21 protein-coding genes are annotated in these 23,339 nt (G+C 69.7%); 10 read left to right on the plus strand and 11 right to left on the minus strand.

The window, feature by feature from the left end; genetic code table 11:
• Positions 1–59 precede the first annotated feature (59 nt).
• The gene (locus ACS5Q7_RS06875; RefSeq protein WP_478338676.1) at positions 60–2,612 is read left to right on the plus strand and encodes a TonB-dependent receptor; all 2,553 of its coding nucleotides are present in this window, start codon (positions 60–62) and stop codon (positions 2,610–2,612) included.
• A 157-nt stretch (positions 2,613–2,769) separates the two neighbouring features.
• Positions 2,770–3,129: a hypothetical protein gene (locus ACS5Q7_RS06880; RefSeq protein WP_478338677.1), complete on the plus strand. Its 360-nt coding sequence runs from the start codon at positions 2,770–2,772 to the stop codon at positions 3,127–3,129.
• Positions 3,130–3,168: 39 nt separating this feature from the next.
• Here the strand turns inward: ACS5Q7_RS06880 and glpX are convergent, their stop codons facing one another.
• The 3 genes from glpX to ACS5Q7_RS06895 form a co-directional block, all read right to left on the minus strand.
• Positions 3,169–4,158: a class II fructose-bisphosphatase gene (gene glpX / locus ACS5Q7_RS06885; protein WP_478338678.1), complete on the minus strand. Its 990-nt coding sequence runs from the start codon at positions 4,156–4,158 to the stop codon at positions 3,169–3,171.
• A 134-nt stretch (positions 4,159–4,292) separates the two neighbouring features.
• Positions 4,293–5,609, minus strand: a complete 1,317-nt coding sequence (locus ACS5Q7_RS06890; protein ID WP_478338679.1) for a homoserine dehydrogenase — start codon at positions 5,607–5,609, stop codon at positions 4,293–4,295.
• A 58-nt stretch (positions 5,610–5,667) separates the two neighbouring features.
• Positions 5,668–6,393, minus strand: coding sequence for a ceramidase domain-containing protein (locus tag ACS5Q7_RS06895; protein ID WP_478338959.1), 726 nt, complete (start codon positions 6,391–6,393; stop codon positions 5,668–5,670).
• A gap of 92 nt (positions 6,394–6,485) precedes the next feature.
• On the opposite strand from ACS5Q7_RS06895, the gene xth reads away from it, so the two are divergent.
• Both xth and ACS5Q7_RS06905 read left to right on the plus strand, forming a co-directional pair.
• A complete protein-coding gene (xth, locus tag ACS5Q7_RS06900; RefSeq protein ID WP_478338680.1) occupies positions 6,486–7,280 on the plus strand; it encodes an exodeoxyribonuclease III in 795 nt (264 codons plus the stop codon).
• A gap of 17 nt (positions 7,281–7,297) precedes the next feature.
• Positions 7,298–7,921 (plus strand): glutathione S-transferase family protein, encoded by a 624-nt coding sequence (locus ACS5Q7_RS06905; RefSeq protein WP_478338681.1) that lies wholly within the window; start codon positions 7,298–7,300, stop codon positions 7,919–7,921.
• 6 nt (positions 7,922–7,927) lie between these two features.
• Here the strand turns inward: ACS5Q7_RS06905 and ACS5Q7_RS06910 are convergent, their stop codons facing one another.
• The 3 genes from ACS5Q7_RS06910 to ACS5Q7_RS06920 form a co-directional block, all read right to left on the minus strand.
• Positions 7,928–8,812: a tetratricopeptide repeat protein gene (locus ACS5Q7_RS06910; protein WP_478338682.1), complete on the minus strand. Its 885-nt coding sequence runs from the start codon at positions 8,810–8,812 to the stop codon at positions 7,928–7,930.
• Entirely contained in the window at positions 8,799–10,529 is a 1,731-nt protein-coding gene (gene ilvD, locus ACS5Q7_RS06915) for a dihydroxy-acid dehydratase (protein WP_478338683.1), read from the minus strand. The genes ACS5Q7_RS06910 and ilvD overlap by 14 nt, the downstream gene beginning before the upstream one ends.
• An 855-nt stretch (positions 10,530–11,384) precedes the next feature.
• Positions 11,385–12,245: a transglutaminase-like domain-containing protein gene (locus tag ACS5Q7_RS06920; RefSeq protein WP_478338684.1), complete on the minus strand. Its 861-nt coding sequence runs from the start codon at positions 12,243–12,245 to the stop codon at positions 11,385–11,387.
• A 249-nt stretch (positions 12,246–12,494) separates the two neighbouring features.
• On the opposite strand from ACS5Q7_RS06920, the gene ACS5Q7_RS06925 reads away from it, so the two are divergent.
• Entirely contained in the window at positions 12,495–12,887 is a 393-nt protein-coding gene (locus tag ACS5Q7_RS06925) for a DUF2267 domain-containing protein (RefSeq protein WP_478338685.1), read from the plus strand.
• A 204-nt stretch (positions 12,888–13,091) separates the two neighbouring features.
• Positions 13,092–13,310: a hypothetical protein gene (locus tag ACS5Q7_RS06930; protein WP_478338686.1), complete on the plus strand. Its 219-nt coding sequence runs from the start codon at positions 13,092–13,094 to the stop codon at positions 13,308–13,310.
• 9 nt (positions 13,311–13,319) lie between these two features.
• On the opposite strand, the gene ACS5Q7_RS06935 is transcribed toward ACS5Q7_RS06930, so the two are convergent.
• Entirely contained in the window at positions 13,320–14,180 is an 861-nt protein-coding gene (locus ACS5Q7_RS06935; protein WP_478338687.1) for a hypothetical protein, read from the minus strand.
• Between the two features lie 86 nt (positions 14,181–14,266).
• Positions 14,267–16,342 carry a M3 family metallopeptidase gene (locus ACS5Q7_RS06940; RefSeq protein WP_478338688.1) on the minus strand — a complete coding sequence of 692 codons (2,076 nt, stop codon included), beginning with the start codon at positions 16,340–16,342 and terminating at the stop codon, positions 14,267–14,269.
• Positions 16,343–16,481: 139 nt separating this feature from the next.
• Here ACS5Q7_RS06940 and ACS5Q7_RS06945 point away from each other — a divergent pair, with 139 nt between their 5' ends.
• The 3 genes from ACS5Q7_RS06945 (at position 16,482) to ACS5Q7_RS06955 (ending at position 19,108) form a co-directional block, all read left to right on the plus strand.
• The gene (locus ACS5Q7_RS06945) at positions 16,482–17,279 is read left to right on the plus strand and encodes an extensin-like domain-containing protein (protein ID WP_478338689.1); all 798 of its coding nucleotides are present in this window, start codon (positions 16,482–16,484) and stop codon (positions 17,277–17,279) included.
• 82 nt (positions 17,280–17,361) lie between these two features.
• The gene (locus ACS5Q7_RS06950) at positions 17,362–18,429 is read left to right on the plus strand and encodes a L,D-transpeptidase (protein WP_478338690.1); all 1,068 of its coding nucleotides are present in this window, start codon (positions 17,362–17,364) and stop codon (positions 18,427–18,429) included.
• A 289-nt stretch (positions 18,430–18,718) separates the two neighbouring features.
• Complete coding sequence (locus ACS5Q7_RS06955; protein WP_243958547.1) at positions 18,719–19,108, plus strand: response regulator; 390 nt, start codon at positions 18,719–18,721, stop codon at positions 19,106–19,108.
• 6 nt (positions 19,109–19,114) lie between these two features.
• On the opposite strand, the gene ACS5Q7_RS06960 is transcribed toward ACS5Q7_RS06955, so the two are convergent.
• Both ACS5Q7_RS06960 and rsmI read right to left on the minus strand, forming a co-directional pair.
• Positions 19,115–19,498, minus strand: a complete 384-nt coding sequence (locus ACS5Q7_RS06960) for a YraN family protein (RefSeq protein WP_478338691.1) — start codon at positions 19,496–19,498, stop codon at positions 19,115–19,117.
• The gene (rsmI, locus tag ACS5Q7_RS06965; RefSeq protein ID WP_478338692.1) at positions 19,495–20,430 is read right to left on the minus strand and encodes a 16S rRNA (cytidine(1402)-2'-O)-methyltransferase; all 936 of its coding nucleotides are present in this window, start codon (positions 20,428–20,430) and stop codon (positions 19,495–19,497) included. Before rsmI ends, ACS5Q7_RS06960 begins: the two co-directional genes overlap by 4 nt.
• Before the next feature lie 138 nt (positions 20,431–20,568).
• Between rsmI and ACS5Q7_RS06970 the strand changes: the two genes are divergently transcribed.
• Positions 20,569–21,804: a penicillin-binding protein activator gene (locus ACS5Q7_RS06970; RefSeq protein WP_478338693.1), complete on the plus strand. Its 1,236-nt coding sequence runs from the start codon at positions 20,569–20,571 to the stop codon at positions 21,802–21,804.
• Here the strand turns inward: ACS5Q7_RS06970 and ACS5Q7_RS06975 are convergent.
• Positions 21,798–23,312: an undecaprenyl-phosphate glucose phosphotransferase gene (locus ACS5Q7_RS06975; RefSeq protein ID WP_478338694.1), complete on the minus strand. Its 1,515-nt coding sequence runs from the start codon at positions 23,310–23,312 to the stop codon at positions 21,798–21,800. The genes ACS5Q7_RS06970 and ACS5Q7_RS06975 overlap by 7 nt on opposite strands.
• Positions 23,313–23,339 lie beyond the last annotated feature (27 nt).

The raw sequence follows: 23,339 nt of genomic DNA on the forward strand, positions 1-23,339 counted from the left end.
ATCACTGACTGAAGCCCGAGGGAAACGGGCGAATGGTTTGGGTGTCGAGGGGTTCGGGAATGTCTTTGCGGGCGCTAAGGGGAGCCTTGACGGCATCGGCGTCGGTCCTCGCGGGATCGATGGCGGTGGGCACGGCACACGCGCAGCAATCCGTCACCCTCGGCGAAATCAGCGTCGTGGCGACCTCGCCGGTCGGTGCGGGCGGCGGCAATTCCAGCGCCGTACAGAACTTCAACCAGATTGCGCCGGTCGCCGCCGTGCCGTCGCCGCGCCTTCGCGGCAGCGAGCAGCCGCTCTACAAGATCCCCAGCACCGTCGAGACGGTGACGGCCCAGGACATCCGGGCCGACCTCGGCACCGACAACGTCGTGGCGACCCTCGCGCGGCGCACCCCCGGCCTGAACCTCTCCGACAGCCAGGGCAACTCGAACCGGCCGGACGTGACCTATCGCGGCTTCGTCGCCTCGCCGGTGCAGGGCGTGCCGCAGGGCTTGGCCGTCTACCAGAACGGCGTGCGCATCAACGAAGCCTTTGGCGACATCGTCAACTTCGACCTGATCCCGCCGCAGGCGATCCAGCGGATCGACGTGGTGACGGGCAACCCGGTCTTCGGCCTCAACGCGCTCGGCGGCGCGGTGAACATCCAGATGAAGAACGGCTTCACGTGGCAGGGCACCGAGATCAGCGCCTGGGGCGGCTCGGATGCGCGCACGGCCGGCTATCTCGAATACGGCAAGGTCTCCGGCCCGTGGAGCTTCTACTTCACCGGCGACGGGCTGAACGATCGCGGCTGGCGCTACGAGAGCCCGAGCACGATCGGCCGGATGTACGGCGATCTCGGCTACCGCTCGCAGGATGCCGAGTTCCACCTGATCGGCCTCGCCGCGCGCAGCTTCTTCGGCGCCGCCGCCGCGACCCCGGTGGACTTCACCCGCAACGACCCGCGCGCGATCTTCACCTATCCGCAGACCACGACCACCGAGGTGGGCACGATCCAGCTCACCGGCCGGGTCGACATCTCCCCGACCTGGGACCTCGCCGGCAACGCCTATTTCCGCCGCTTCCACCAGACCTACGTGGACGGCAACGACGGCAATTTCGAGCAGTGCAGCCGGCAGAGCAGCTTCCGCGGCTTCCTCTGCTTCGAGGATGACGGGTTCAGCCCGGCCGCCGGCCAGACGCAGCTCGCCTTCCGCAACCAGTTCCTCATCCTCGGCCAGCAGAACCGGGCTATCCCGTTCACGGCGAACGTGCCCTACGGCACCCTCGACGTCACGAACACGGAGGCCACCGGCTACGGCGGCTCGCTCCAGGCCTCGAACCGCGACCGGATCTTCGGCTTCGGCAACGCGTTCGTGGTCGGCGGCAGCATCGACGCCGCGAATTACTCGTTCAAGTCGTCGAGCACGCTCGGCGTCATCAACCCGAACCTGTCGATCACCACCGATCCGAACAACCCGTTCTACGGCACGATCCCCGGTCTCGGCACGACCTTCATCCGCACCGCCGGGGCGCTCGGCATCGCGCCGAGCTCGGTCAACGGCTCGAACCTCTATCTCGGCCTCTACACCCAGGACACCCTGGACCTGACCGACCGCCTCTCGGTGACGGCGGGCGCCCGCCTGAACTTCGCGCGGATCCAGAGCGAAGACCTCACCGGCTTCTCGCCGGACGTGACGGGCACGCATTACTTCAACAAGATCAACCCGGTGGCGGGCCTGACCTACCGGTTCTTCGATGCGCTGAACCTCTACGGCAGCTACTCGGAATCGAACCGCGCTCCGACGCCGCTCGAACTCGCCTGCGCGAACCCCGACCGGCCGTGCCTGCTGCCGAATTCGCTGGTGGCCGATCCGCCGCTGAAGCAGGTGACGGGCAAGACCTACGAGGTCGGCTTCCGCGGCCAGCTGCCGAACACCTATGACGGCGGCATCATCACCTACAAGATCGGCGCCTTCCGCACCGACCTGTCGAACGACATCCTGTCGCTCGCCACCCCCGGCAATGCCGCCCGCGCCTATTTCGTGAACGTGCCTGCCACCCAGCGGCAGGGCATCGAGGTCGGTGCCGAATACACGGCCGATTACCTCCGGGTCTACGCCAACTACGCCTTGATCGACGCGACCTTCCAGTTCAACGGCACCCTGTCCTCGCCGAACAACCCCCTCGCGGTGGACGGCGCGATCCAGGTGACGCGGGGCAACAGCGTGCCGCTGGTGCCGAACCACCAGATCAAGGCCGGCTTCGATTACTACATCACGCCGGAATGGCAGGTCGGCCTCTACCTCCAGGCCTTCTCCTCGTCCTTCTACCGGGGCGACGAGTCGAACCTGAACCGGAAGCTGCCGCCCTACTACGTCATGAACTTCCAGACGAAGTATCAGGTGACAAAGAACCTCGAAATCTTCGGGCTCATCACCAACCTCACCAACAACCGCTATGCCACGTTCGGCACCTTCGCCGAGACGGGCCCGGTGGCCGGCAACCTCTCGATCAACAACCCGCGCACCACGACCCTGTCGCAGCCGTTCTCGGTCTATGGCGGCTTCAAGTATGCCTTCGGTGCCGATCCGGTGCCGATGTCGGCGGAGCCGATCATCCGCAAGTACTGATCCGTTCTCCATCAGACAAACGGGCCGCGCATTCCCGGATGCGCGGCCCGTTTCTTTGGCGCGGCGTCCTGTCTCGGGAACAGGGATGCGCGTGCCGCGTCGCCATCCCGAAGGCGAGCCGGCATCGATCCCGCCGCGCCGCCACGGGAGATCGCTTATGACGCTGCGCCTCGCTCTTGCCCTCGCCGCCGTGACGGCCGCCACCGCAGGCCCGGCCCTGGCCACACCCTGCGCCGACGAGGTGAGCACGCTGGAGCGGCGCCTCAACAGCGCGGGCGCGGCCGAAGTGACGGGCACGACGCCGCCCGGCGGCACGACCTCGTCCAACAGCCCGAAGGCCCTCGACACGCCGCCGAAGCTGACGCCGGGCGACAAGAACGTGAAGCCGACCGCGTCGGGTGTCGAGGAAGCGAAGAAGCTCGTCGCCCAGGCGCGCGAGGAGGACAAGGCCGGCAAGGCGGAAGAGTGCCGCCAGACCATCATGAAGGCCAAGGAGAAGGCCGGCGCGCTGCCGTAGCGCCTGACGGATGGAGGGTCGGGGCGGTGCCCCGACCCCTCAGTTGCGGCCGAAATCCCGCCGATGCTCGCCGAGGATCCGGCGGATGGTGCCGGCTTCGGAGCGATAGACCACCGTCTCCGTCTGGATCCTGTCCTGGCGGAAGCGAACACCCTTCAGCAGGGAGCCGTCCGTCACGCCCGTGGCGGCGACGATCACGTCCCCGCCCGCAAGGTCGGTCAACTCGTATTTCCGGTCGAAGTCGCGGATGCCCATGTCCTGCGCCCGGCGGCGGCGCTCGGATGTGTCGAGGATCAGCCGGCCCTGCATCTGCCCGCCCATGCACCGCATCGCGGCGGCGGCGAGCACGCCCTCGGGGGCGGCCCCGGTGCCGAGATAGATGTCGACCCCCGTCTCCTCCGGGCTCGCCGTGAAGATGATCCCGGCGACGTCGCCGTCGGTGATCAGCCGCACCGAGGCGCCCGCCTCGCGCACCTCCGCGATCAGGCCGGCATGGCGCGGCCGATCGAGGATCAGCGCGGTGATCTGGTCGGTGGGGCAGCCCTTGGCGCGGGCGAGGGCGCGGATGTTCTCGATCGGGCTGGCGTCGAGGTCCACGATGCCGGTCGGATAGCCCGGCCCGATGGCGATCTTCTGCATGTAGACATCGGGCGCGGCCAGCAGCGATCCACGCTGGGCCAGGGCCATGACGGCGATGGCGCCAGGCATGTCCTTGGCGCAGAGGGTCGTGCCTTCCAGCGGGTCGACGGCGATGTCGACCTCCGGCCCCTCGCCGGAGCCGAGCAGCTCGCCGATGAACAGCATCGGCGCCTCGTCGCGCTCGCCCTCGCCGATGACGACGGTGCCGCGGATCGGAAGCCCGGCGAGTTCCGCCCGCATCGCGTCCACGGCGGCTTGGTCGGCGGCCTTCTCGTCGCCCTTGCCGCGCAGGCGGGCGGCGGCCACGGCGGCGCGCTCCGTCACCCTCGCGAGTTCGAGCGCGAGGGTGCGCGGCACGGTCTGCGGACGCGGCGTTCCGGTCTCGGTCATCGTTTCCTGTCCCTTGCCGGGCCCGGTCTTGATGCCGGATCCCGGTCTCGATCATGGCGGGGCTGAGCGGTCCGCGTGCCCCCCTATGTTAACGCCCCCGTCCCTGAATATTCGATGAGGATCACGCGGCGCGTCTACTCACGTTCGATGCGGATCAACTGCGGCGATTCCGCGAGCAATCCGTCTTGCGCGATGGCGTCCAAGGCTTCGCGGATCGCGCCCTCGGTGGCGGCGTAGGTGATCAGCACCAGCGGCACCGGGCGGCCGGAGCGGCCGTGCGGATCGCTGTCCGCCCCCTCGACACGGCGCTGCAGGATGCTCTCCAGGGAGATCTCCCGCTGCGCCATGCGCTGGGCGACGCCCGCCGCCACGCCCGGCCGGTCGTGGACCGTCAAGCGGATGTAATAGCCGCCCTCGTGCCGCTGCATCTCGGCGCGCGAGGGAGGGGCCATGCGCGCGGCGGCGGTGCCGAAGGTCGGGCGCACGATGCGGCGGGCGACGTCGGCGATGTCGCCGAACACGGCGGAGGCGGTGGCCTCGCCGCCCGCGCCGGGGCCGATGAGGGTCAGTTCGCCCACGGCGTCGGCGTCGATGGTCACGGCGTTGGTCACGCCCATCACCTGCGCGATGGCCGAGGATTTCGGCACCATGGTCGGGTGGACGCGCTGCTCGATCCCCGCCGGGGTCGCCTGGGCGACGCCGAGGAGCTTGATGCGGTAGCCGAGTTCGTCGGCCATGCGCAGGTCGAGGGGCTGCACCCGCGAGATACCCTCCACCGAGACGCCTTCGGCATCGACTTGCGTGCCGAAGGCGAGGCTCGTGAGGATCGCGAGCTTGTGAGCGGTATCGAAGCCCTCGACATCGAAGGTCGGATCGGCCTCGGCGTAGCCGAGCGCCTGCGCGTCCTTCAGGCAGGCCTCGAAGGTCAGGCCCTCGCGCTCCATCCGGCTGAGAATGTAGTTGCAGGTGCCGTTGAGGATTCCGTAGACGCGCTCGACCTTGTTGCCCGTCAGCCCTTCGCGCAGGGCCTTGATCACCGGGATGCCGCCCGCGACCGCCGCCTCGTAGGTCAGCGCGACGCCGGCGGCCTCGGCGGCGGCGGCGAGCGCCGCGCCGTGCTTGGCGAGCAGCGCCTTGTTGGCGGTGACGACCGGCTTGCCGGCCTCGAGCGCCGCCTCGACGGTCTCCTTCGCCGCGCCCTCGGCGCCGCCCATCAGCTCGACGACGCAATCCACGGACGCCGAGCGGGCCAGCGCCACCGGATCCTCGAACCATTCGACGCCGGACAGGTCGATGCCGCGGTCGCGCGTGCGGTCGCGGGCCGAGACGGCGGTGACGGTGACGTCGAGGCCGGAGGCGAGGAGCGCTTCCCGGCGGCGGGCGATCATGCGGACGAGGGACGCCCCGACGGTGCCGAGGCCGGCGACGCCGATGCGGAGAGACTGCGACATGGGACCTTCCGTAGCCGCGGGCCACGGCTACCGTGCCGTCCATCCCGCGAAGCGGGGCTCAATCGCCCGTGGCGCGCAGTTCTGCAACCTTTCCCTCGCGCCCGCAAGAAGTTGCGCCCTCCTCCCTTTGGCGGCTTCTCAGGGCGAGGACGACCAGCGCGTAGAACACGCCGGCGTTCAGCACGTGCCACAGGAAATGGGTGCCGATGGGAATCAGGTCGCAGGCGGCCCAGTCGAGGGTGCGGAAGGCGAGCGAGACGAGGAACAGCAGGGCGACGAGGGCGAGGCCCCGGGCCGTTCCCGGGTCGCGCGGGGCGAGCGCCGCCGCCACGCCGAGAAGCGCCGCGAAGGCGGGGAGGTAGTCGAGGGATCCGTTGGTCCAGCGCGCCAGCGGCAGGCCGGTCGCCGCTTCGAGGATCGGGGTGAAGGCGATGTCGGCCACCGCGAAACCCAGCGTCAGCGGCACGGTGGCGGCAAGGCCGAGCGCCAGGAAGCGCCGCAGCGCCAGGGCGAAATAGGCGACCACGAACAGGGCGATGGGGATCACGTCGGCCAGCATCGCCCATTGCACGGCGAGCGTGTGGAACAGGAACGAGCCCACCCCGATCACCGCGATCGTCCCGGCGAAGGCGAGGCATACGCGGTCCCGCGCGGCGTAAGCGCGCCAGCCGGCCGCCGCCGCCGCGACGAGGAAGGCGGCATTCGAGACCGCCCCGAACGGCTCGGCCCAGAACGAGGCGTCGCCCCGCTCACAATAGGCGCGGATCGGCGCATCCCAGTCGATCAACCCGATCCCCCGTCCCGCCTCGCGTGCCCGATTCAGCTTGTCACCCGGCCGCGAAGGCCCGATGACGGGCCGCCTGCCGGATGAGGCCGATGCGCATCACGACCTGGAACGTCAATTCGATCAAGCAGCGGCTTCCGCACCTGCTCGGCTTCCTCGATGAGGCGAAGCCCGACGTGGTGTGCCTGCAGGAGCTGAAATGCCAGGACGAGGCGTTCCCCCGCGCCGAGGTCGAGGCGGCGGGCTACGCCGTCGAGACCCTGGGGCAGAAGGCCTATAACGGCGTCGCCCTCCTGGTGCGGGCACCGCTCGCGCTGTCCGAGATCCGGCGCGGCCTTCCCGGCGACGACGAGGATGAACAGGCCCGCTACATCGAGGCGCTGATCGGGGGCGAAGACCTCGCGCCGGTGCGCGTCGCCTCGATCTACCTGCCGAACGGGAATCCGGTCGACAGCCCGAAATACCCCTACAAGCTCGCCTTCCTCGAACGGCTGCGGCTCCACGCCAGGGCGCTGGCTGAAGCCGAGATCCCGGTGGTGCTGGCGGGCGATTACAATGTCATCCCCGAGCCGGAGGACGCGGCCGACCCGGAGGCATGGCGCAGCGACGCCCTGTTCCTGCCCGCCTCCCGTGCGGCGTTCCGCGCCCTGCTCGCCGAGGGCTATACGGACGCGATCCGCGCCTGCGACCCGCGCGACGGGCTCTATACCTTCTGGGATTACCAGGCCGGCTGCTGGCCCCGGAACCAGGGAATCCGCATCGATCATCTCCTGCTCTCGCCGCAGGCGGCCGACCGACTTATCTCAGCTTCCGTGCAGAAGCACCTGCGCGGCCTCGACAAGCCCTCGGACCATGTCCCCGTGACCGTCGAGTTGGCCCGCGCCTGACAGAGCCAGAGGAAACGATGATCGTCTACGGCACCAGCGTCTCGCCCTACGTCCGGAAAGTCCTCGTCTCGCTGTTCGAGAAGGGCGTCTCGTTCGAGCACAAGCCCGTCCCGTTCCACGCGGACGATCTGGGCTTCCAGGCCGCGAGCCCCACCGGCAAGATCCCCGCATTGGACGATGACGGCTTCCGGCTGCCCGATTCCAGCGCGATCCTGCACTACATCGAGGCCAAGCACCCCGAGCCGGCGCTGATCCCCACCGAGGCGAAGGCCCGGGGCCGCGCCGTCTGGTTCGACAAGTACGGCGATACCGAACTCTTCCCCGTCCTCATCATCCCCTTCGTGGAGCGCTTCATGAAGCCCCGGCTGATGAAGCAGGAAGGCGACGAGGCACGCGCGCAGAGCGCCATCAACGAGAAGTTCCCGCCGCTCCTTGACTATCTCGAAAGCCAGATCGAGGGCGATTACCTTGTCGGTAACGCCTTCAGCATCGCCGACATCGCGGTGGTGACGAACTTCCACAACCTGCGACTGGCGAATTACACGGTGGATGCCGGCCGCTGGCCGAAGCTCGCGGCCTACGTCAGCCGCACCCTGGAGCGCCCGTCCTTCGTGAAGGCCATCGCGGCGGCGAAGAGCTGACCTTCGTCAGTTCCGCCGCTTGATCGACCCGACGGTCTGGAGCTGGGTCTGCGCCTCGTTCCGGTCGTCGGGGGACGCGGCGGCCCAGTTCTTGTCGTAGAGGGCGACGATCCAGTCGTCCTTGCGCGACTGCACGCCGTCGCGGGCCAGCGAGAGCCAGACGAGGCCCTTCACCCGCTGCTGCGGCACGCCGCCCGCGCCATTGACGAGCATGTCGCCGAGGAGCGCCTGCGCCGGATGGTGGCCCTTCTCGGCGGCGAGGTTGAACCACCGCGCCGCCTGCCGCGAATCGGCCTCGACGCCGTTGCCGTCGAGGTAGAGCCGGGCGAGGTTGTACTGCGCGTTCGGGTCTCCGTAGTAGGAGGCCGCGTAGTTGAACATGTCGTAGGCGCGCTCGGGGTTCGGGCGCACGTAGGTGCCCTTGATCCCGTCGAGGAAGTAGGAGCCCAGCGCCGTGAAGGCGCTGCCCGTCACCGCCGCGTTCTGCGAATCCCCGGCATCGTCCGTGCTGGCATCCGCGATCCGCGAGAAGAACTCGAACGCCTTCAGGTCGTCATGGGGCACCCCGTCGCCCTCGGCGTACATCCGCCCGAGCTTCCACAGGGCGAGGGCATGGCCTTGGCCAGCGGCGTATTCGAGGGCGCGGGCGGCGCCCTCCTTGTCGCCCGCATTGTATTCCCGCACGCCCGCCCGCAGGGCGTCCCGCGCGGAGCGGTAGCTCTTCTCGGCCGCGGCCGGCACGGGGGTCCGCACGAAGGCATCGAGCGCCCGCGCGGCGGGCGCCTGCATCAGCAGGCCACCCGACACGGCCACGAGGAGAAGCGCGCGGAGCCGGCGCGGAGAGGTCCCTGCCGGCGCGGGCCGGTCGAGGACCGTCCTAGACGTCAGCATAGCTCTCCGTCTCCTGCGCCCCACCCGGATGGGTGACGGCGCCGTACAGTGCGGAGCCGACCCCCTGCGCATACTTCCAGAGGTAGCCGGAGGTCGCCGCGTTGCCGCGCGGCGCCCACGCCTTGCGGCGCTCGGCCAGTTCCTCGTCGCTCAGCGCCACCGACAGCGTGCCGTCGATCGCGTTGAGGGTGATCATGTCGCCGTCCTTGAGCAGGCCGATCGGGCCGCCGACCGCCGCCTCCGGCCCGACATGGCCGACGCAGAAGCCGCGCGTGGCGCCGGAGAACCGCCCGTCGGTGATGAGGGCGACCTTCGAGCCCATGCCCTGGCCGTAGAGGGCGGCCGTGGTGGACAGCATCTCGCGCATGCCGGGGCCGCCGCGCGGACCCTCGTAGCGGATGACCAGCACGTCGCCTTCCTTGTAGGAGCGGGACTGCACGGCGGCGAAGCAGGCTTCCTCGCCGTCGAACACGCGCGCCGGCCCGGTGAAGACCTGCGCCTCCTGCGGCATGCCGGCCACCTTCACGATGGCGCCCTCGGGAGCGAGGTTGCCCTTCAGGCCGACGACGCCGCCGGTCGGGGTGAGCGGCCGATTGGCCGGGTGCACCACGTCCTGATCCGGGTTCCAGGCGACCTTCTCGAGGTTCTCGGCGATGGTCCGGCCGGTGACGGTCAGGCAGTCGCCGTGCAGGAAGCCGTGGTCGAGCAGGGTCTTCATCAGCAGCGGGATGCCGCCGACCTCGAACATGTCCTTGGCGACGTAGCGCCCGCCGGGCTTCAGGTCCGCGATGTAGGGCGTGCGCCGGAAGATCTCGGCGACGTCGAACAGGGTGAACTCGATGCCGCATTCATGGGCGATGGCCGGCAGGTGCAGCGCGGCGTTGGTCGAGCCGCCGGAGGCCGCCACGGTGGCGGCGGCGTTCTCCAGCGCCTTGCGGGTCACGATGTCCCGCGGGCGGATCTGCTTGGCCAGCAGCTCCATCACCTTCTCGCCGGCGGTGGCGCAGAACTTGTCGCGGATCTCGTAGGGCGCCGGGGCGCCGGCCGAGTAGGGCAGGGCGAGGCCGATGGCCTCTGAGACGGTGGCCATCGTGTTGGCGGTGAATTGCGCGCCGCAGGCACCCGCCGAGGGGCAGGCGACCTGCTCCAGCTCATCGAGGTCCTCGAGGCTCATATCGCCGACGGCGACCTTGCCGACCGCCTCGAACAGGTCCTGCACGGTCACGGGCTTGCCCCGGAACGAGCCAGGCAGGATCGAGCCGCCGTAGATGAAGATCGACGGCACGTTGAGGCGCACCATGGCCATCATCATGCCGGGCAGGGACTTGTCGCAGCCCGCAAGGCCGACGAGGGCGTCGTAGGCGTGGCCGCGCATGGTCAGCTCGACCGAGTCGGCGATGACCTCGCGCGACGGGAGCGAGGCGCGCATGCCGCCATGGCCCATGGCGATGCCGTCCGTGACGGTGATGGTGCAGAACTCACGCGGGGTGCCGTGGGCGGCGGCGACGCCCTTCTTCACCGCCTGCGCCTGGCGCATCAACGAGATGTTGCAGGGCGCGGCCTCGTTCCAGCACGAAGCGACGCCGACCAGCGGCTGGTGAATCTGCTCACGGGTCAGGCCCATGGCGTAGAGATACGAGCGGTGCGGCGCGCGATCCGGCCCCTCGGTCACGTGGCGGCTCGGCAGTTTCGACTTGTCGTTCAAACGCGCGTCCATGACCAACACCGCAGCTCTGCTTGCCCTGACGGAGGGTGCGGCGGCGCGCGGCCCATCGCTCACGGCGATGCGCCGATACTGTGCCCGCTCTCTCCGGAGGCTGACTTTTGTACGCAGTAAATCTTTGGCAAGACTGCCGTTTACCGCAGGGTCCGAAGTGGGCTTGGACTATGGCGGGATCGCGGCGCCCACGCGCAGGATCGGGGGCGGCACCGGGATGCTTTTGCGGTGTTGCGACCCCGCCACAGCCACGCTTCGGGCCGGCGATTCATCGTTAGGGGCCGACCGAGACGCAGGTTTCCCCTCGCCCCGCTTGCGGGGAGAGGGCCGCGACGACCCCGTCGTCGGCGCGGCGAGGCGGCAGCCGAGGGTGAGGGGGCGGGACGGGTGAGACTCCTCCGGCGAGCCCCCTCACCATCGCTTCGGCTTCGCCTGCGCTTCCCGCTGACACGACAAGGTGTCAGCGGGCCTCTCCCCGCAGGCGGGGAGAGGGGTTGCCCGCGCCTGTCCGGCCGGATGCTGAGGTTGAGAATGGAAAATCCATCAACCCTCCTACGCCGTGCGGCCGGCGTCGTCGTAGGGCCCGACCGAGACGCAGGTTTCCCCTCGCCCCGCTTGCGGGGAGAGGGCCGCGACGACCCTGTCGTCGGCGCGGCGAGGCGGTAGCCGATGGTGAGGGGGCTCGCCGAACGGAGCTCTCCCGGCGAGCCCCCTCACCATCGCTTCGGCTTCGCCTGCGCTTCCCGCTGACACGACAAGGTGTCAGCGGGCCTCTCCCCGCAGGCGGGGAGAGGGTTTGCCCGTGCCAATCCGGCCGGGTGCTGAGGTTGGGAATGGGAGAACCGTTTCTCCCTCCTATGCCGCTCCGGCATGGGGCGCGGGCACCTCGGTCGAGATCGCATCGACGGTGCGGGGGTTCGGGCTACCCTGGCCGTCCGACCGCTGGATGCGGATCTGCTGGTTCACCGGCTGCATGTTGCCGAAGGGCGTCGAGAAGGCGATCTCGGCCGCGTCCCGCCCGACGCCGATCCGCACCAGCCCGTCCGGGTCCGCCTGCCGCGTGGCGTCGAACAGCCACCAGCGCCCGTCGAGATAGGCCTCGAACACCGCGTGGAAGTCGCTCGGCACGAGGCCGTGGGCGTAGCAGCTGACGAATCGGGCCGGGATGCCGAGCGCCCGGCAGAAAGCGGTGCCGAGATGCGCGAAATCGCGGCAGACGCCGGCCCGCTTCAGCAGGCTCTCGTCGGCGGTGGTCTGCTCGTCGCTGGAACCGGGCTGATAGGCGAGGTGATCGTGGATCCAGTTGCAGATCGCGTTCACCCGCTGGTGCCCCTTTGGCAGCGCGCCGAACTCGGCTTGGGCGAAGGGCGTCAGCCGGTCGGAGGAGACGAAGCGGCTCGGCAGCAGATAGGGCAGGATGTCGATGGGCAGCTTGGCGACCGGCGTCTCGTTGATCGTGGCCGGATCGGCCCGGTGGACGGTGAGATCGACCTCGGCCTCGTATTCCAGGGCGAATGGCCCGGTCGGGACGTTCAGGCCCAGGTAGCGGTTCTGCGCGTCCGGATGAATGTAGACCTCCCGCTTGAGGTCCGGCTTAAGCGTCAATGTTTCCCGCAAGATCTCGACGCTGCGGAGCTTGGCGACTTCGAGATTGAAGATGAAGGTGGTGTCCGCAAGGATGTTGTAGGACAGGCTGCAGCCCAGCGTATAGCGCATCGGACGGTCTCTGACGGTATGGATGACCCACACCGGCAAAGCGCGGCGGCACGCCGCAGTTCCGCTTCCGCCTGCCCGAAATTGCGCCGCCCGCGCAAGGTTTTGCCTATTGCGGGGGCGCCCTTCCATCGGCGGCGGCTGGCGCCCCCGCGCGGCGCCCTTCGTGCCGTCGAAGGCGGTGCCCAAGCTTGATTTCCCCGGTTCCCCGGACAATGGACTGTTTGGACTTCCTCCAATCAGGACATCCCCATGGAAGAACTGTTCGCCCGCGTTTGCGCCCGCACCGGCCTCGATGCCGCGACGACGCAAACCGCCATCGGCCACATCCTTGCGTTCCTCCAGAAGGAAGGCCCGCAGCCCCAGGTTGGGCAGCTCATGGCGGCCCTCCCAGGCTCCGAGGCGCTGGCCGCGCAATCCGATGCCGGGGAGAGCAACGGCGGTGGCCTGATGGGCATGCTCGGCGGGATGCTGGGCGGGGGTGGCGTCATGGCGCTCGGCCAGAAGCTGATGGCGGCCGGCGTCCCCATGGGCCAGATGCAGCCGCTCGGTCAGGAGCTGTTCGCGGTCGGCCGGGAAAAGGCGGGCGAAGATGTGATGGGGCCGATCGTCGGCTCGATTCCCGGTTTGAATCAATTCGTCTGATTGCGAACACTGTCTTCGCGGCGCGCAATGACTGTGCGCCGCGGCGATTGTGCGATTTCGCACTGCGAAACGGGGCCGACGCGCTGAAGATGAAAAAATGGTTCCGAAGCGAAAGCTTGACGGAACCGGTTCACGCAATCCCCGTTGTTAGGTTGCGCGGCCGGGCTCGATGGTGAGAAGCCCGCCGCCTCCCGCAGGCCCGTCATGCCCGTTTTCGAAGCCAAGAACCTGGATAGGGAATTCGAGGGTCAAGCTCTTCTGGGCGCCATCCTCCATCCGTCGCGCGGCGCCCGCACCCGGGCCCTTCGCCTGGGCCGTCGGCGCGCGGAGCGGAACTCGCTGATGGCCGATCCCTTCGCCATCGAGCCGCGCTTCCCGATGTCGGGCGACGACCTCACCCCCGTGGTCGTCCCCCAGACGTAAGGGCCGATCTCACCATTCCTTGGGCGTGACGAAGCCCTGACGGGTCACGACGACCCATTGCCGCCCCTGGCGCTCGATCGCCTCGACCCGGCCCGCCCCCGGCAGCGTATCGCCCGGCATCACCTGAAACAGTCGCCGGCTGCGGTTCTCGATGATCGCGGCGCCGTCGAACACGTCGCGCAGGGCGTATTGCTCCAGCACGGGCGGTTTGGCGGGCGCGGCGGCTTTCGCCGGCTCCGGCTGCGGCTTTGCCTCGACGGGCTTGGCCTCCGTGACCTTGGCCTCCACCTTCGTCTCGCGCGGCTCCGCGAGGCTGCCGGTCTGCGTCGGTTCGGCCTTGGCTGCGACGGGGCGCGCGGTGAGGGCGGCGATCCGCGCCGCGTGCTCCTTCTCCGCCTGATCCAGCTTCTCATTGAGGCTCGCGAGCTTCGCCGTCAGGCTGCGGTCGAGCTGGGCGATCTTCTCGTTGAGGCTTCCGCCCTTGCCGGCGCTCTCCTTGCGGGCGCTGTCGGCGGCGCTGCGCAACTCGCCGACACTCTGGTCGAGCTTGGCGACGCTCGCCGCGAGCTTGGCGGCATCGGTGCGGCTCGCGTCGATGGCCGAGGCGAGGGAGGCGACGGCCGCCGTCGAGCCCTGGTCACGCGAGGCTGCGCCGAAGCCGAGCATGGCGCCGAGCGCCAGTGCGCCGCCCGCCACCGCGACGAGGCGCGATTCGACGCGCATCAGCGATTGGGCGAAGCGCCGGGGCGCTTCCAGGAACGGCTGCTTCTCGGTGATGATCTCGACGTTAAGACCTTTTTTCGGGGTCTTTTCGACCACTTCAACTTTCGGTCGTTCGCCGGTCGATGCCGTCGGCTTGGAATCAGTCATCGTCCGTCCCTCCCGCTCGCAGCCTGTGCTGTAAGCAGTCGTTAAGGACGTTTCTTTACGAATTCCTTACCTCTGGGATCGGCGGCTCAGGCCGCCAGACCCCGCTTCTTGAGGAGCGGCGCGATGCTCGGCATCCGGCCCCGAAAGGCGGTGTAGGCCTCGCGCGGGTCGCGCAGGTTGCCGGCCCCATAGACGAAGGTCCGCAGGCGCTTGGCGGTCTCGGGGTCGAAGATGTCGCCGGCCTCGCGGAAGGCGTCGAAGGCATCCGCATCCAGCACCTCGGACCAGAGGTAGCTGTAATAGCCCGCCGCGTAGCCCTCGCCGCCGAAGATGTGCGCGAAGTGGGGTGAGCGGTGGCGCATCCCGATCTCGGCGGGGATCGCGATCCGGCGCAGGGCATCCGCCTCGAAGGCCGGCACATCCAGCCCCGCCTCACCCTCGGCCGAGAGGTGCAGCGTCATGTCGACCAGCGCCGAGGCGGTGTATTCCACCGTGGCGAAGCCCTGGTTGAAGGCCCGCGCGGCGAGCAGCTTGCGCAGAAGGTCCTCCGGCATCGGCGCGCCGGTCTCGTGGTGGCGGGCGTGGGCGCGCAGGATCTCCGGCTGTTCCAGCCAGTGCTCGTAGAGCTGCGAGGGCAGTTCCACGAAGTCGCCGGAGACGGAGGTGCCGGCCAGCAGCGGATAGGTCACGTCCGAGAGCAGCCCATGCAGCCCGTGGCCGAATTCATGGAACAGGGTGCGGGCGTCGTCGAAGGACAGCAGCGTCGGCTGGCCCTCCGGCGCCTTGGCGAAATTCATCACGTTGACGATGATCGGCGTGACGATGCCGGTCAGCTTCTCCTGCGAGCGGAAGGCGCTCATCCAGGCGCCGGAGCGCTTCGAGGCGCGGGCGAAATAATCGCCCAGGAACAGGCCGACCTCCCGGCCCTCCGCATCGCCCACCCGCCAGACCCGGACATCCGGGTGGTAGCGCGGCACGTCGTGCAATTCCTCGAAGGTCAGGCCGAACAGGCGGGTCGCCGTGTCGAAGGCCGCCGCGATCATGCGCTCCAGCGGCAGGTAGGCCTTGATCTCCCCCTCATCGAGGTCGTGCTCGGCCCGGCGCAGCTTCTCGGCGTAGTGGCGCCAATCATGCGCGCGGAGGGCGAAGTTGTGCCCCTCCTGCTGGACGATGGCCTGGAGCCGGTCCCGCTCCTCGATGGCGCGGATGCGGGCGGGGGTCCACACGTCGCGCAGCAATTCCATCGCCGCGTCGGGGCTCGCCGCCATCGTGTCCGCGAGCTTGAAATGCGCGAAGCTCTGGTAGCCCAGCAGCCGCGCCCGCTCGGCGCGCAGCCTCACGATCTCGGCCATGATGGCGCGGTTGTCGGTCGGCCCGCCGGATTCGCCCCGGTGGGTCCAGGCCTCGTGGGCCTTCTCGCGCAGGTCGCGGCGGGTGGAGAAGACCAGGAACGGCTCGATCAGCGAGCGCGACAGGGTGATGACGTGGCCGTCGAGCCCGCGCTCCTTGGCGGCGCTGGCGGCGGCGGCGCGCAGGAAGGGCGGCAGGCCGGCGAGGTCATCCTCCCCCGCCAGGGGCAGGGTGAAGCCGCTCTCGTCCGCCAGCAGGTTCTGGCTGAACTGCGTCGCGAGTTCGGACAGGCGTTCCGCGATGGCCGCCATCCGCTCCTTCGCCTCCGGGGCGAGCTCGGCGCCGGCCCGGCGGAAGCGGATGCGGTAGCGGTCCAGCACGCGGCGTTCCTCCGGCCCGAGGCTTTCCGCGTCCGCATCGACGGCCGAAATCCGCGCCCAGAGATGCGGGTTCAGGTAGATGGCGCTGCCGTGCCGGGCGAGCTTCGGGCCGACCTGCCGCTCGATGGCCTGAAGGTCCGGGTTCGTGTGGCTTCCGGTGAGGTTGTAGAAAACGCCCGCCACCCGATCGAGCGCCTGACCGGCCCGCTCCATGGCGGCGACGGTGTTGGCGAAGCGCGGCGGCGCGGGATCGTTCGCGATCGCGGCGATCTCGGCCTCGTGCGCGGCGAGGGCAGCCTCGAAGGCCGGAAGGTAATGCTCGGGCCGGATCCGTCCGAAGGGCGGCAACGCGTAGGGCGTGTCCCATTGCGCCTGCGCGAACGGATTGTCCTGCGGAAGGCTGTCGAGCCCGGCGGCGAGAGTGTCCGGCATTCGCATCCTCGGTTTCGGGCGCTGCGCCCGTCGCGCCTGTTCTGGTCCGATCCGCCGCCTGCCGCAACCGGGGCGAACGATCCGAACGGCACCTCGGCCGTTATGGCTCGGGTGGGGAAGCGTCAGGGGCGATATGACGATGCGTATGAGGACGGCGGCGGGCTTGTGTGCCGTGCTGCTCACGGTCCCGGTGGCCTCGGCGGCGCCGACGCCGCCCGAACGCCCGGCCGAACTCACCCCGCCGCCTCCGCCGGAGCCTGCGCCCGTCCCGCCGCCGCGCCCGCCGGAACTGACGCCCGCCCCGCCCGCCACCGTCATGCCGGTGCCGCCCCCGGTGCCGCCGGAGCGGCCCGCCGACATGGCGGGCGAGGCCGCGCTGGCGCTGAAGGTCGCCCCGCCGGACGACGAGGCCTGCCGGACTCGTCTCAAGCGCCTCGGTGCGAGCTTCGAGCCGCTTCCGCCCATCGCGGAGGGACAATGCACGGCGCCGCTACCCCTGAAGGTCACGGAACTGGCCGATGGGATCGCCCTGCGGCCCGCCGCGACCCTCACCTGCCGCGCGGCCGAGGGATTGGCACGCTGGGCGAGCGAGGTGCAGGTCGAGGCGCAGCGCTCCCTCGGCAAGCCGCTCGCCGCCCTCGACCTCGGCGGCACCTATGTCTGCCGGGGCCAGAACCACGATGTCGACGCCAAGCTCAGCGAGCACGCCTTCGCCGACGCCGTGGACGTGATGGGCTACACCTTCACCGGGCGCGCCCCGGTGCCGGTGAAGGACACGCCCGGCGACGGGCCCGAGGCGACCTTCCTGAAGACGACGCGCACCAAGGCCTGCGCCTTCTTCCGCACGGTTCTCGGGCCGGGCTCGAACGCCGCCCATGCCAACCACCTCCACCTCGACGAGCGCGAGCGAACCGCCGGCCACCGCCTCTGCGAATAGGTGCGACAGAGCGGTCTGGAACGCTGTCACGCCTCCGGCGCTTGAGGGCGTCGGAGCCGTCTGCTCCGGGAGCCCAACGACGATGACGCGTGTCTGGCTGAGTGTGCCGGCCCTCCTGGCGATGCTGGCCCTGCCGGCCTTGGCCGCCGAGAAGGACACCAAGTCCAAGGAGCCAGCCCCGCCGGCGCTGACCGAGGAGGCGGTGAACGCCGCGACCTTCACCGATGGCAAGACCGGCGAGGACACGTCGAAGAAGGGCGAGCCCCCGGCGCAGCCGATCACCGTGCGGGCGCAGGTGCTCCTCGACCGGGCGCATTTCTCGCCGGGCGCCATCGATGGGCGCGAGGGGGACAATTACCACCGCGCGCTGGCGGCCTACGCTGCCGCGCGAAAGCTCCCAGCCTCCGATCATCTCACGAAGGAGGTGTGGGAGGCGCTCCAATCGGGCGATTCCGCGCCGGCCCTCAAGACCTACACGATCACGAAGGAGGATGCGGAAGGCCCCTACCAGCGCCGCATCCCGCCCAAGATGGAACAGCAGGCCGATCTCAACTCGCTGGGCTACACCAATGCCCGCGAGATGCTGGCCGAGCGCTTCCACATGAGCCGCGACCTGCTCAGCGCCCTCAACCCCGGCAAGACATTCGATGAGGCGGGCACGCAAATCGCGGTGGCCGGCGTCGAGCCGATGGGCCTGGACAAGCCGAAGGCCAAGGATCTGCCGCAGGATCCGAAGGTGGAGCGCATCAGCGTCGACAAGACCAACCGCGACGTGCGTGCTTTTGGCGCGGACGGCGCTCTGCTCGCGTATTACCCCGCCTCCATCGGCAGCAGCGAGAAGCCGGCGCCGAGCGGTGAGACCACGGTGAAGGGCGTCGCCTTCGATCCGGTCTACACCTACAACCCGAAGTATGGGTTCAAGGGTGTGAAGACGAAGCGGAAATTCTCGATCCGCTCAGGGCCCAACAATCCGGTCGGCCTCGTCTGGATCGACCTCGCCATCCCGAGCTACGGCATCCACGGCACGCCCGAGCCGGAGCGCGTCAGCAAGACGGAATCGCATGGCTGCATCCGGCTCACCAACTGGAGTGCCCGCGACCTTGCGAAGCATGTCGCCCGCGGGGCCAAGGTTGCCTTCACGGACAACTAGAAACTAGTACGCTCGTACCAGGACAGCGTTGCCGTTGGATGAATTCCGTCAGGTTCGATCCTGAAGGTAGGTTGCATCCGCGCCGCATGTCGTCGAAAATGTATCGGAGTTTAACATAGGGTTGGGATGCAGCGCGCTGACGTGGCGAGCTGTCGCTTGACACGCCAGCGTGGACGGGCGACCCACCCTCAAGGTCTCGCAAGTCCCGCCTGGTGGTTTGCGTACCGGTACACGATGTTATCGCGCGGCAACGACCCCGTCGGGGGCAGCGAAGGGAAGACGGCCCGGCGTGAGTGCTGACCTCAACGACGAACTGCTCAACGGTGTCCGCGTCCTCGTGGTCGAGGACGAGGCCGCGATCTCGATGCTGCTTGAGGACATGCTGCTCGACTTCGGCTGCACGGTCGTAGGACCTGCGGCCCGGTTGTCGACGGCCCTCGAAATGGCGGCGCGCGAAACGTTCGATGTCGCCATCCTCGACGTGAACGTGGCCGGCGAGCCGATCTATCCGGTGGCCGAGGCCATCGTCGCGCGGGATCGTCCGCTGGTCTTCTCGACGGGCTACGGGGGCGCGGGCATCCGCGAGCCGTTCCGCGACCGTCCAGTCGTCCAGAAGCCGTTCAGCCAGGCGGACCTGAAGCGCACCCTGATCGGGGCGATGCGCAAGGCCGAGGGCTGAGGGGCCTCACAGCCCCTCGATGACGAAGGCGGCCGGGCAATGTTCCGGCCAGCCGCGCGCTCCGACGAATACCGCATCGGCGCGAAGCGTCATGCCCGCCGCCGAGGGATGGCGGGACACCCAGGCGCGTACGGCCTTCGAGAAGCGCCGCCGCTTGACCGCGCCGATAGCCTCCCGCGCCTCGTCGAGCCGCCCCCGCGCCTTCACCTCCACGAAGGCGAGCGTGCCGCCCCTGCGGACGATCAGGTCGATCTCGCCCCCCGCCAGGGAAACCCGGCGGGCGACCGGCACGTAGCCGCGCAGCACCAGCGCCAGCAGGGCGAACCATTCCGCGCGATGCCCAAGCCGGTACGCGGCCCGGCGCGCCTCGCGCCCGGCGGCCTGGGTCACGCCTCGTCCTCGCGGGCGAGCGCCAGGGCGCGGGAATAGACCTGCCGGCGCGGCTGGCCGGTCTCGTCGGCGACGAGGCTCGCCGCATCCTTGATCGAGTGGCGCGCGAGGGCGACCCGGATCGCCGCGTCGAGGGCGGCGTCGTCCTCCGGCCCCGCCGCCTGGGCCGAGGCCGGGCCGATCACCACCACGATCTCGCCCTTGGGCGGCCCTTCGGAGGCGAAACGCTCGGCGAGGCTGCCGAGGCTGTCGCGGCGCACGGTCTCGTAGAGCTTCGTCAATTCGCGGGTGACGGCGGCGGCCCTGTCGGCGCCGAGCGTCGCGGCGGCATCGGCCAGCATCTCGACCAGCCGGTGCGGAGATTCGAATAGAACCAGCGTGCCCGGCACCTGCGCCAGGGCCTCCAGGCGATTGCGCCGGGCTCCGGCCTTCTGCGGCAGGAAGCCCTCGAAGAAGAAGCGGTCGGTCGGCAGACCCGCCGCGACGAGGGCCGTCGTCACGGCCGAGGGGCCGGGCACGGGCACGATGGTGATGCCCGCCTCGATCGCCGCCTGGACCAGCTTGTAGCCGGGATCCGACACCAGCGGCGTGCCGGCATCCGAGACGAGGGCCAGGGCCTCGCCGGCCTTGAGGCGGGCGACCATCCGCTCGCGCACGGCCTCGTTCGAATGCTCGTGATAGGCGAGCAGCGGCGTGGTGATGCCGTAATGGGCCAGCAGCGTGCGCGTCACGCGGGTATCCTCGGCCAGCACCGCGTCGGCGGCGGCGAGGGTGGCCAGCGCGCGGATCGTCACGTCGCGCAGGTTGCCGATCGGCGTGGCGACGATGTGCAATCCGGGGGACAGGGGCTCCGCCTCGCTTGCGAGGCCGAAGGCGGTGAAGGTGGCGCTGCGGGCGGATGCCGGCCGCGCGGGTTCGATTCGACGGTTCATCGATGGCGAGATTGCCACAGCCGGGCTCCCGCGTCGCCGCCGGGGAAGTGGAGAACGGGGGAAGAGCTTCAACCGGCATTTACAAGCCGGACAAGGACCGACAGGCTTCCCCCGGATTTCCTCTGAGGAGAACTCCCGATGGCGCAGGCATCGCGCTCGCGGGGTCTGGTCGTCCCGGCCGTGCTGATCTGCACCACGGCCCTGTCGGGCTGCGTCGGCACCGAGAGGGTTGCGCGCAACCGTCCGCCGCCGCCGCCGCCCGTGGCCGAGGCGCCGGTGGATCCGGCGGCGGCGCCGGCTCTGGCGGGCGAACGCATCGGCAGCGGCAGCGTGAAGGTCGCCCTCGTGGTTCCCCTCACGGGGCAGGGGGCCAATGTCGGCGCGGCCATGCGCAACGCCGCCCAACTCGCCTATGACGAGGGCCAGCAGCCCGACCTCACCATCCTCGTGGAGGACGACGGCGGCACCCCGGCCGGCGCCGCGAGCGCCACGGAGCGCAGCCTGAAGGCGGGGGCGGACCTCGTGCTCGGGCCGCTCTTCGCGGGCAATGTCCGCTCGGCCTCCGTGGCGGCGCGGGCGGCGGGCAAGCCGATGATCGCGTTCTCGACCGATGTCGGTGTGGCCTCGCGCGGGGTCTACCTCCTGAGCTTCCTCCCGCAGCCGGAAGTCGCGCGCATCGTGGAGGAGGAGGTCGCCTCCGGCCGCCGCTCCTTCGCGGCGTTGATCCCCGAGACCGCCTACGGCAACGCCGTCGAGGCGCAGTTCCGCGAGGCGGTGACGAACCGGGGCGCGCGGATCGCGGCCATCGAGCGCTATCCGGCCGGAGCGCCGGGCGAGGCGGTGAAGCGCCTCGCCGGGGTGATCGCCGGGCCGCGCGCCAACGCCGACGTCCTCTTCATCCCCGAGACCGCCGACGGGCTTCCTGCCGTCGCCGCCGCCCTGACGCAGGGCGGGTTCTCGCCCGCGAAGGTCAGGCCTGTCGGCACCGCGCCCTGGAACGAACCGGCCCTGTTCGCCCTCCCGGCCTTGCAGGGCGGTCGCTTCGCCGCCCCCGACCGGTCCGGCTTCTCGGGCTTCAGCGCGCGGTATCAGGCGCGGTTCGGCGCGATCCCGCCCCGCGTCGCCTCGCTCGCCTATGACGCCGTGATGCTCTCCGCGACGCTGACGCGGCAATTCGGTTCCCAGCGCTTCGCGGAGCCCACGCTGACCAACGCCTCGGGCTTCGCCGGGCTCGACGGCACGTTCCGCTTCAGCCCGGAGGGCACCAGCGACCGGGCGCTCGCCGTCTACGAGATCCGCAACAACGCGGTGAGCGTGGTGAGCCCGGCGCCGAGGGTGCTCGGCAAGCCGGGCCTCGCGGCGGCGCCTCAGTAGGCGTTCTCGGTCTTGAACAGCGCGAAGGGCGTCGTCAGCAGGATCTGCATGTCGAGCAGCACCGACCAGTTCTCGATGTAATAGAGATCGTGCTCGATGCGGCGCTGAAGCTTCTCCGAGGTGTCGGTCTCGCCGCGCCAGCCGTTGATCTGCGCCCAGCCGGTGATGCCGGGCTTCACCCGGTGGCGGGCGAAGTAGCCGTCGACCACCTGGTCGTAGAGCGTGTCCGCCGCCTTGGCCTGAAGGGCGTGCGGGCGTGGGCCGACGAGGGACAGGTCGCCCTTCAGCACGTTGAACAGTTGCGGCAACTCGTCGAGGGAGGTCTTGCGGATGAAGCGGCCGACCGCCGTCACGCGCGGATCGCCCTTCGTCACCATCCGGTTGGCGGTGGCGTCGCAGAGGTCGGTGTACATCGAGCGGAACTTGTAGATCTCGATCAGCTCGTTGTTGAATCCGTGGCGCTTCTGCTTGAACAGCACCGGCCCGCGCGAGGTGAGCTTCACGGCGAGCGCCACCGCAATCATCACCGGAGAGAGCATCAGCAGCGCGAGAAGCGCGACGCAGCGGTCGAAGGCGGCCTTCACCACCACGTCCCAATCGGCGATGGGCTTGTCGAACACGTCGAGCACCGGCACCGAGCCGAGATAGGAATAGCTCCGGGGCCGCAGGCGCAGCTTCGCGGCGTGCGCCGAAAGGCGGATATCGATGGGCAGCACCCAAAGCTTGGCGAGCATCTGGAGGATGCGGCCCTCGGCCGAAATCGGGATCGTGAACACGATCAGGTCGAGGGGATGGCTACGAGCATAGGCGACGAGATCGTCCACGTTGCCGAGCTTCGGCACGCCGGCCACCGTTTCCATCGAGCGGTCGTCGTTGCGGTCATCGAACACGCCGATGATGCGGATCCCCGTATCCACCTGGGACGCGAGCGCGGCGATCAGCGCCTCGCCCGCCTCTCCGCCGCCGACCAGGGCGGTGCGGCGGTCGAACCGTCCGGCGCGAGTCTGCACCTCCACGTAGCGCGACAGGACCACCCGTCCGCCGAGCAGGAGGGCGAGGCCACCCGCGTAATAGGCGGCGAGCCACAGGCGCGAGGTCTGGTCCGCGAGCTTGGCGAAGACGAGCAGGGCGGCCAGCACGAGGAAAGTCGTGGTCCAGGCGGCGACCATGCGGATCGCGACGCGCACGAATCCGCGCATCGCCTGGAGGCGATAGGCGCCGGCCGCCTGCGCGATGGCGACGGTGGCGGCGGGCACCAGGCAGATCGCGGCGGCATAGGTCGCGACCGACGCGACGCGTCCGTGGAGCATCGCCGCGTAGAGCAGCACGCCGAAGCCGAGGAGCGCGACTCCTTCGAGGATGCGCACCGTGCCGCACAGGACCAACGGCGAGACCGCCTTGGGCCGCGCCACCCGCACCGGCCTGTCCTGCGCCGCCATCCCGGAGCCGGCATAGGTGGATGCGGGACCCGCAGCCTTCATGATGTCGCGGACGTCGAAAGCACTCATCGCGCCGTGTTCCAGCCTCGGTGACTG

Source organism: Methylobacterium sp. Gmos3 (genome assembly GCF_056430985.1).

Coding starts and splice junctions, on each gene's coding strand:
- glpX (WP_478338678.1), bottom strand. CDS start 4,158: ATGACCGAGACCGGAACGCCGCGTCCGCAGACCGTGCCGCGCACCCTC.
- ACS5Q7_RS06945 (WP_478338689.1), top strand. CDS start 16,482: ATGCGTATGAGGACGGCGGCGGGCTTGTGTGCCGTGCTGCTCACGGTC.
- ACS5Q7_RS06920 (WP_478338684.1), bottom strand. CDS start 12,245: ATGCGCTATACGCTGGGCTGCAGCCTGTCCTACAACATCCTTGCGGAC.
- ACS5Q7_RS06935 (WP_478338687.1), bottom strand. CDS start 14,180: ATGACTGATTCCAAGCCGACGGCATCGACCGGCGAACGACCGAAAGTT.
- ACS5Q7_RS06950 (WP_478338690.1), top strand. CDS start 17,362: ATGACGCGTGTCTGGCTGAGTGTGCCGGCCCTCCTGGCGATGCTGGCC.
- ilvD (WP_478338683.1), bottom strand. CDS start 10,529: ATGGACGCGCGTTTGAACGACAAGTCGAAACTGCCGAGCCGCCACGTG.
- ACS5Q7_RS06905 (WP_478338681.1), top strand. CDS start 7,298: ATGATCGTCTACGGCACCAGCGTCTCGCCCTACGTCCGGAAAGTCCTC.
- ACS5Q7_RS06880 (WP_478338677.1), top strand. CDS start 2,770: ATGACGCTGCGCCTCGCTCTTGCCCTCGCCGCCGTGACGGCCGCCACC.
- xth (WP_478338680.1), top strand. CDS start 6,486: ATGCGCATCACGACCTGGAACGTCAATTCGATCAAGCAGCGGCTTCCG.
- ACS5Q7_RS06940 (WP_478338688.1), bottom strand. CDS start 16,342: ATGCCGGACACTCTCGCCGCCGGGCTCGACAGCCTTCCGCAGGACAAT.
- ACS5Q7_RS06930 (WP_478338686.1), top strand. CDS start 13,092: ATGCCCGTTTTCGAAGCCAAGAACCTGGATAGGGAATTCGAGGGTCAA.
- ACS5Q7_RS06910 (WP_478338682.1), bottom strand. CDS start 8,812: ATGCTGACGTCTAGGACGGTCCTCGACCGGCCCGCGCCGGCAGGGACC.
- ACS5Q7_RS06875 (WP_478338676.1), top strand. CDS start 60: ATGTCTTTGCGGGCGCTAAGGGGAGCCTTGACGGCATCGGCGTCGGTC.
- rsmI (WP_478338692.1), bottom strand. CDS start 20,430: ATGAACCGTCGAATCGAACCCGCGCGGCCGGCATCCGCCCGCAGCGCC.
- ACS5Q7_RS06975 (WP_478338694.1), bottom strand. CDS start 23,312: ATGAGTGCTTTCGACGTCCGCGACATCATGAAGGCTGCGGGTCCCGCA.
- ACS5Q7_RS06890 (WP_478338679.1), bottom strand. CDS start 5,609: ATGTCGCAGTCTCTCCGCATCGGCGTCGCCGGCCTCGGCACCGTCGGG.
- ACS5Q7_RS06925 (WP_478338685.1), top strand. CDS start 12,495: ATGGAAGAACTGTTCGCCCGCGTTTGCGCCCGCACCGGCCTCGATGCC.
- ACS5Q7_RS06970 (WP_478338693.1), top strand. CDS start 20,569: ATGGCGCAGGCATCGCGCTCGCGGGGTCTGGTCGTCCCGGCCGTGCTG.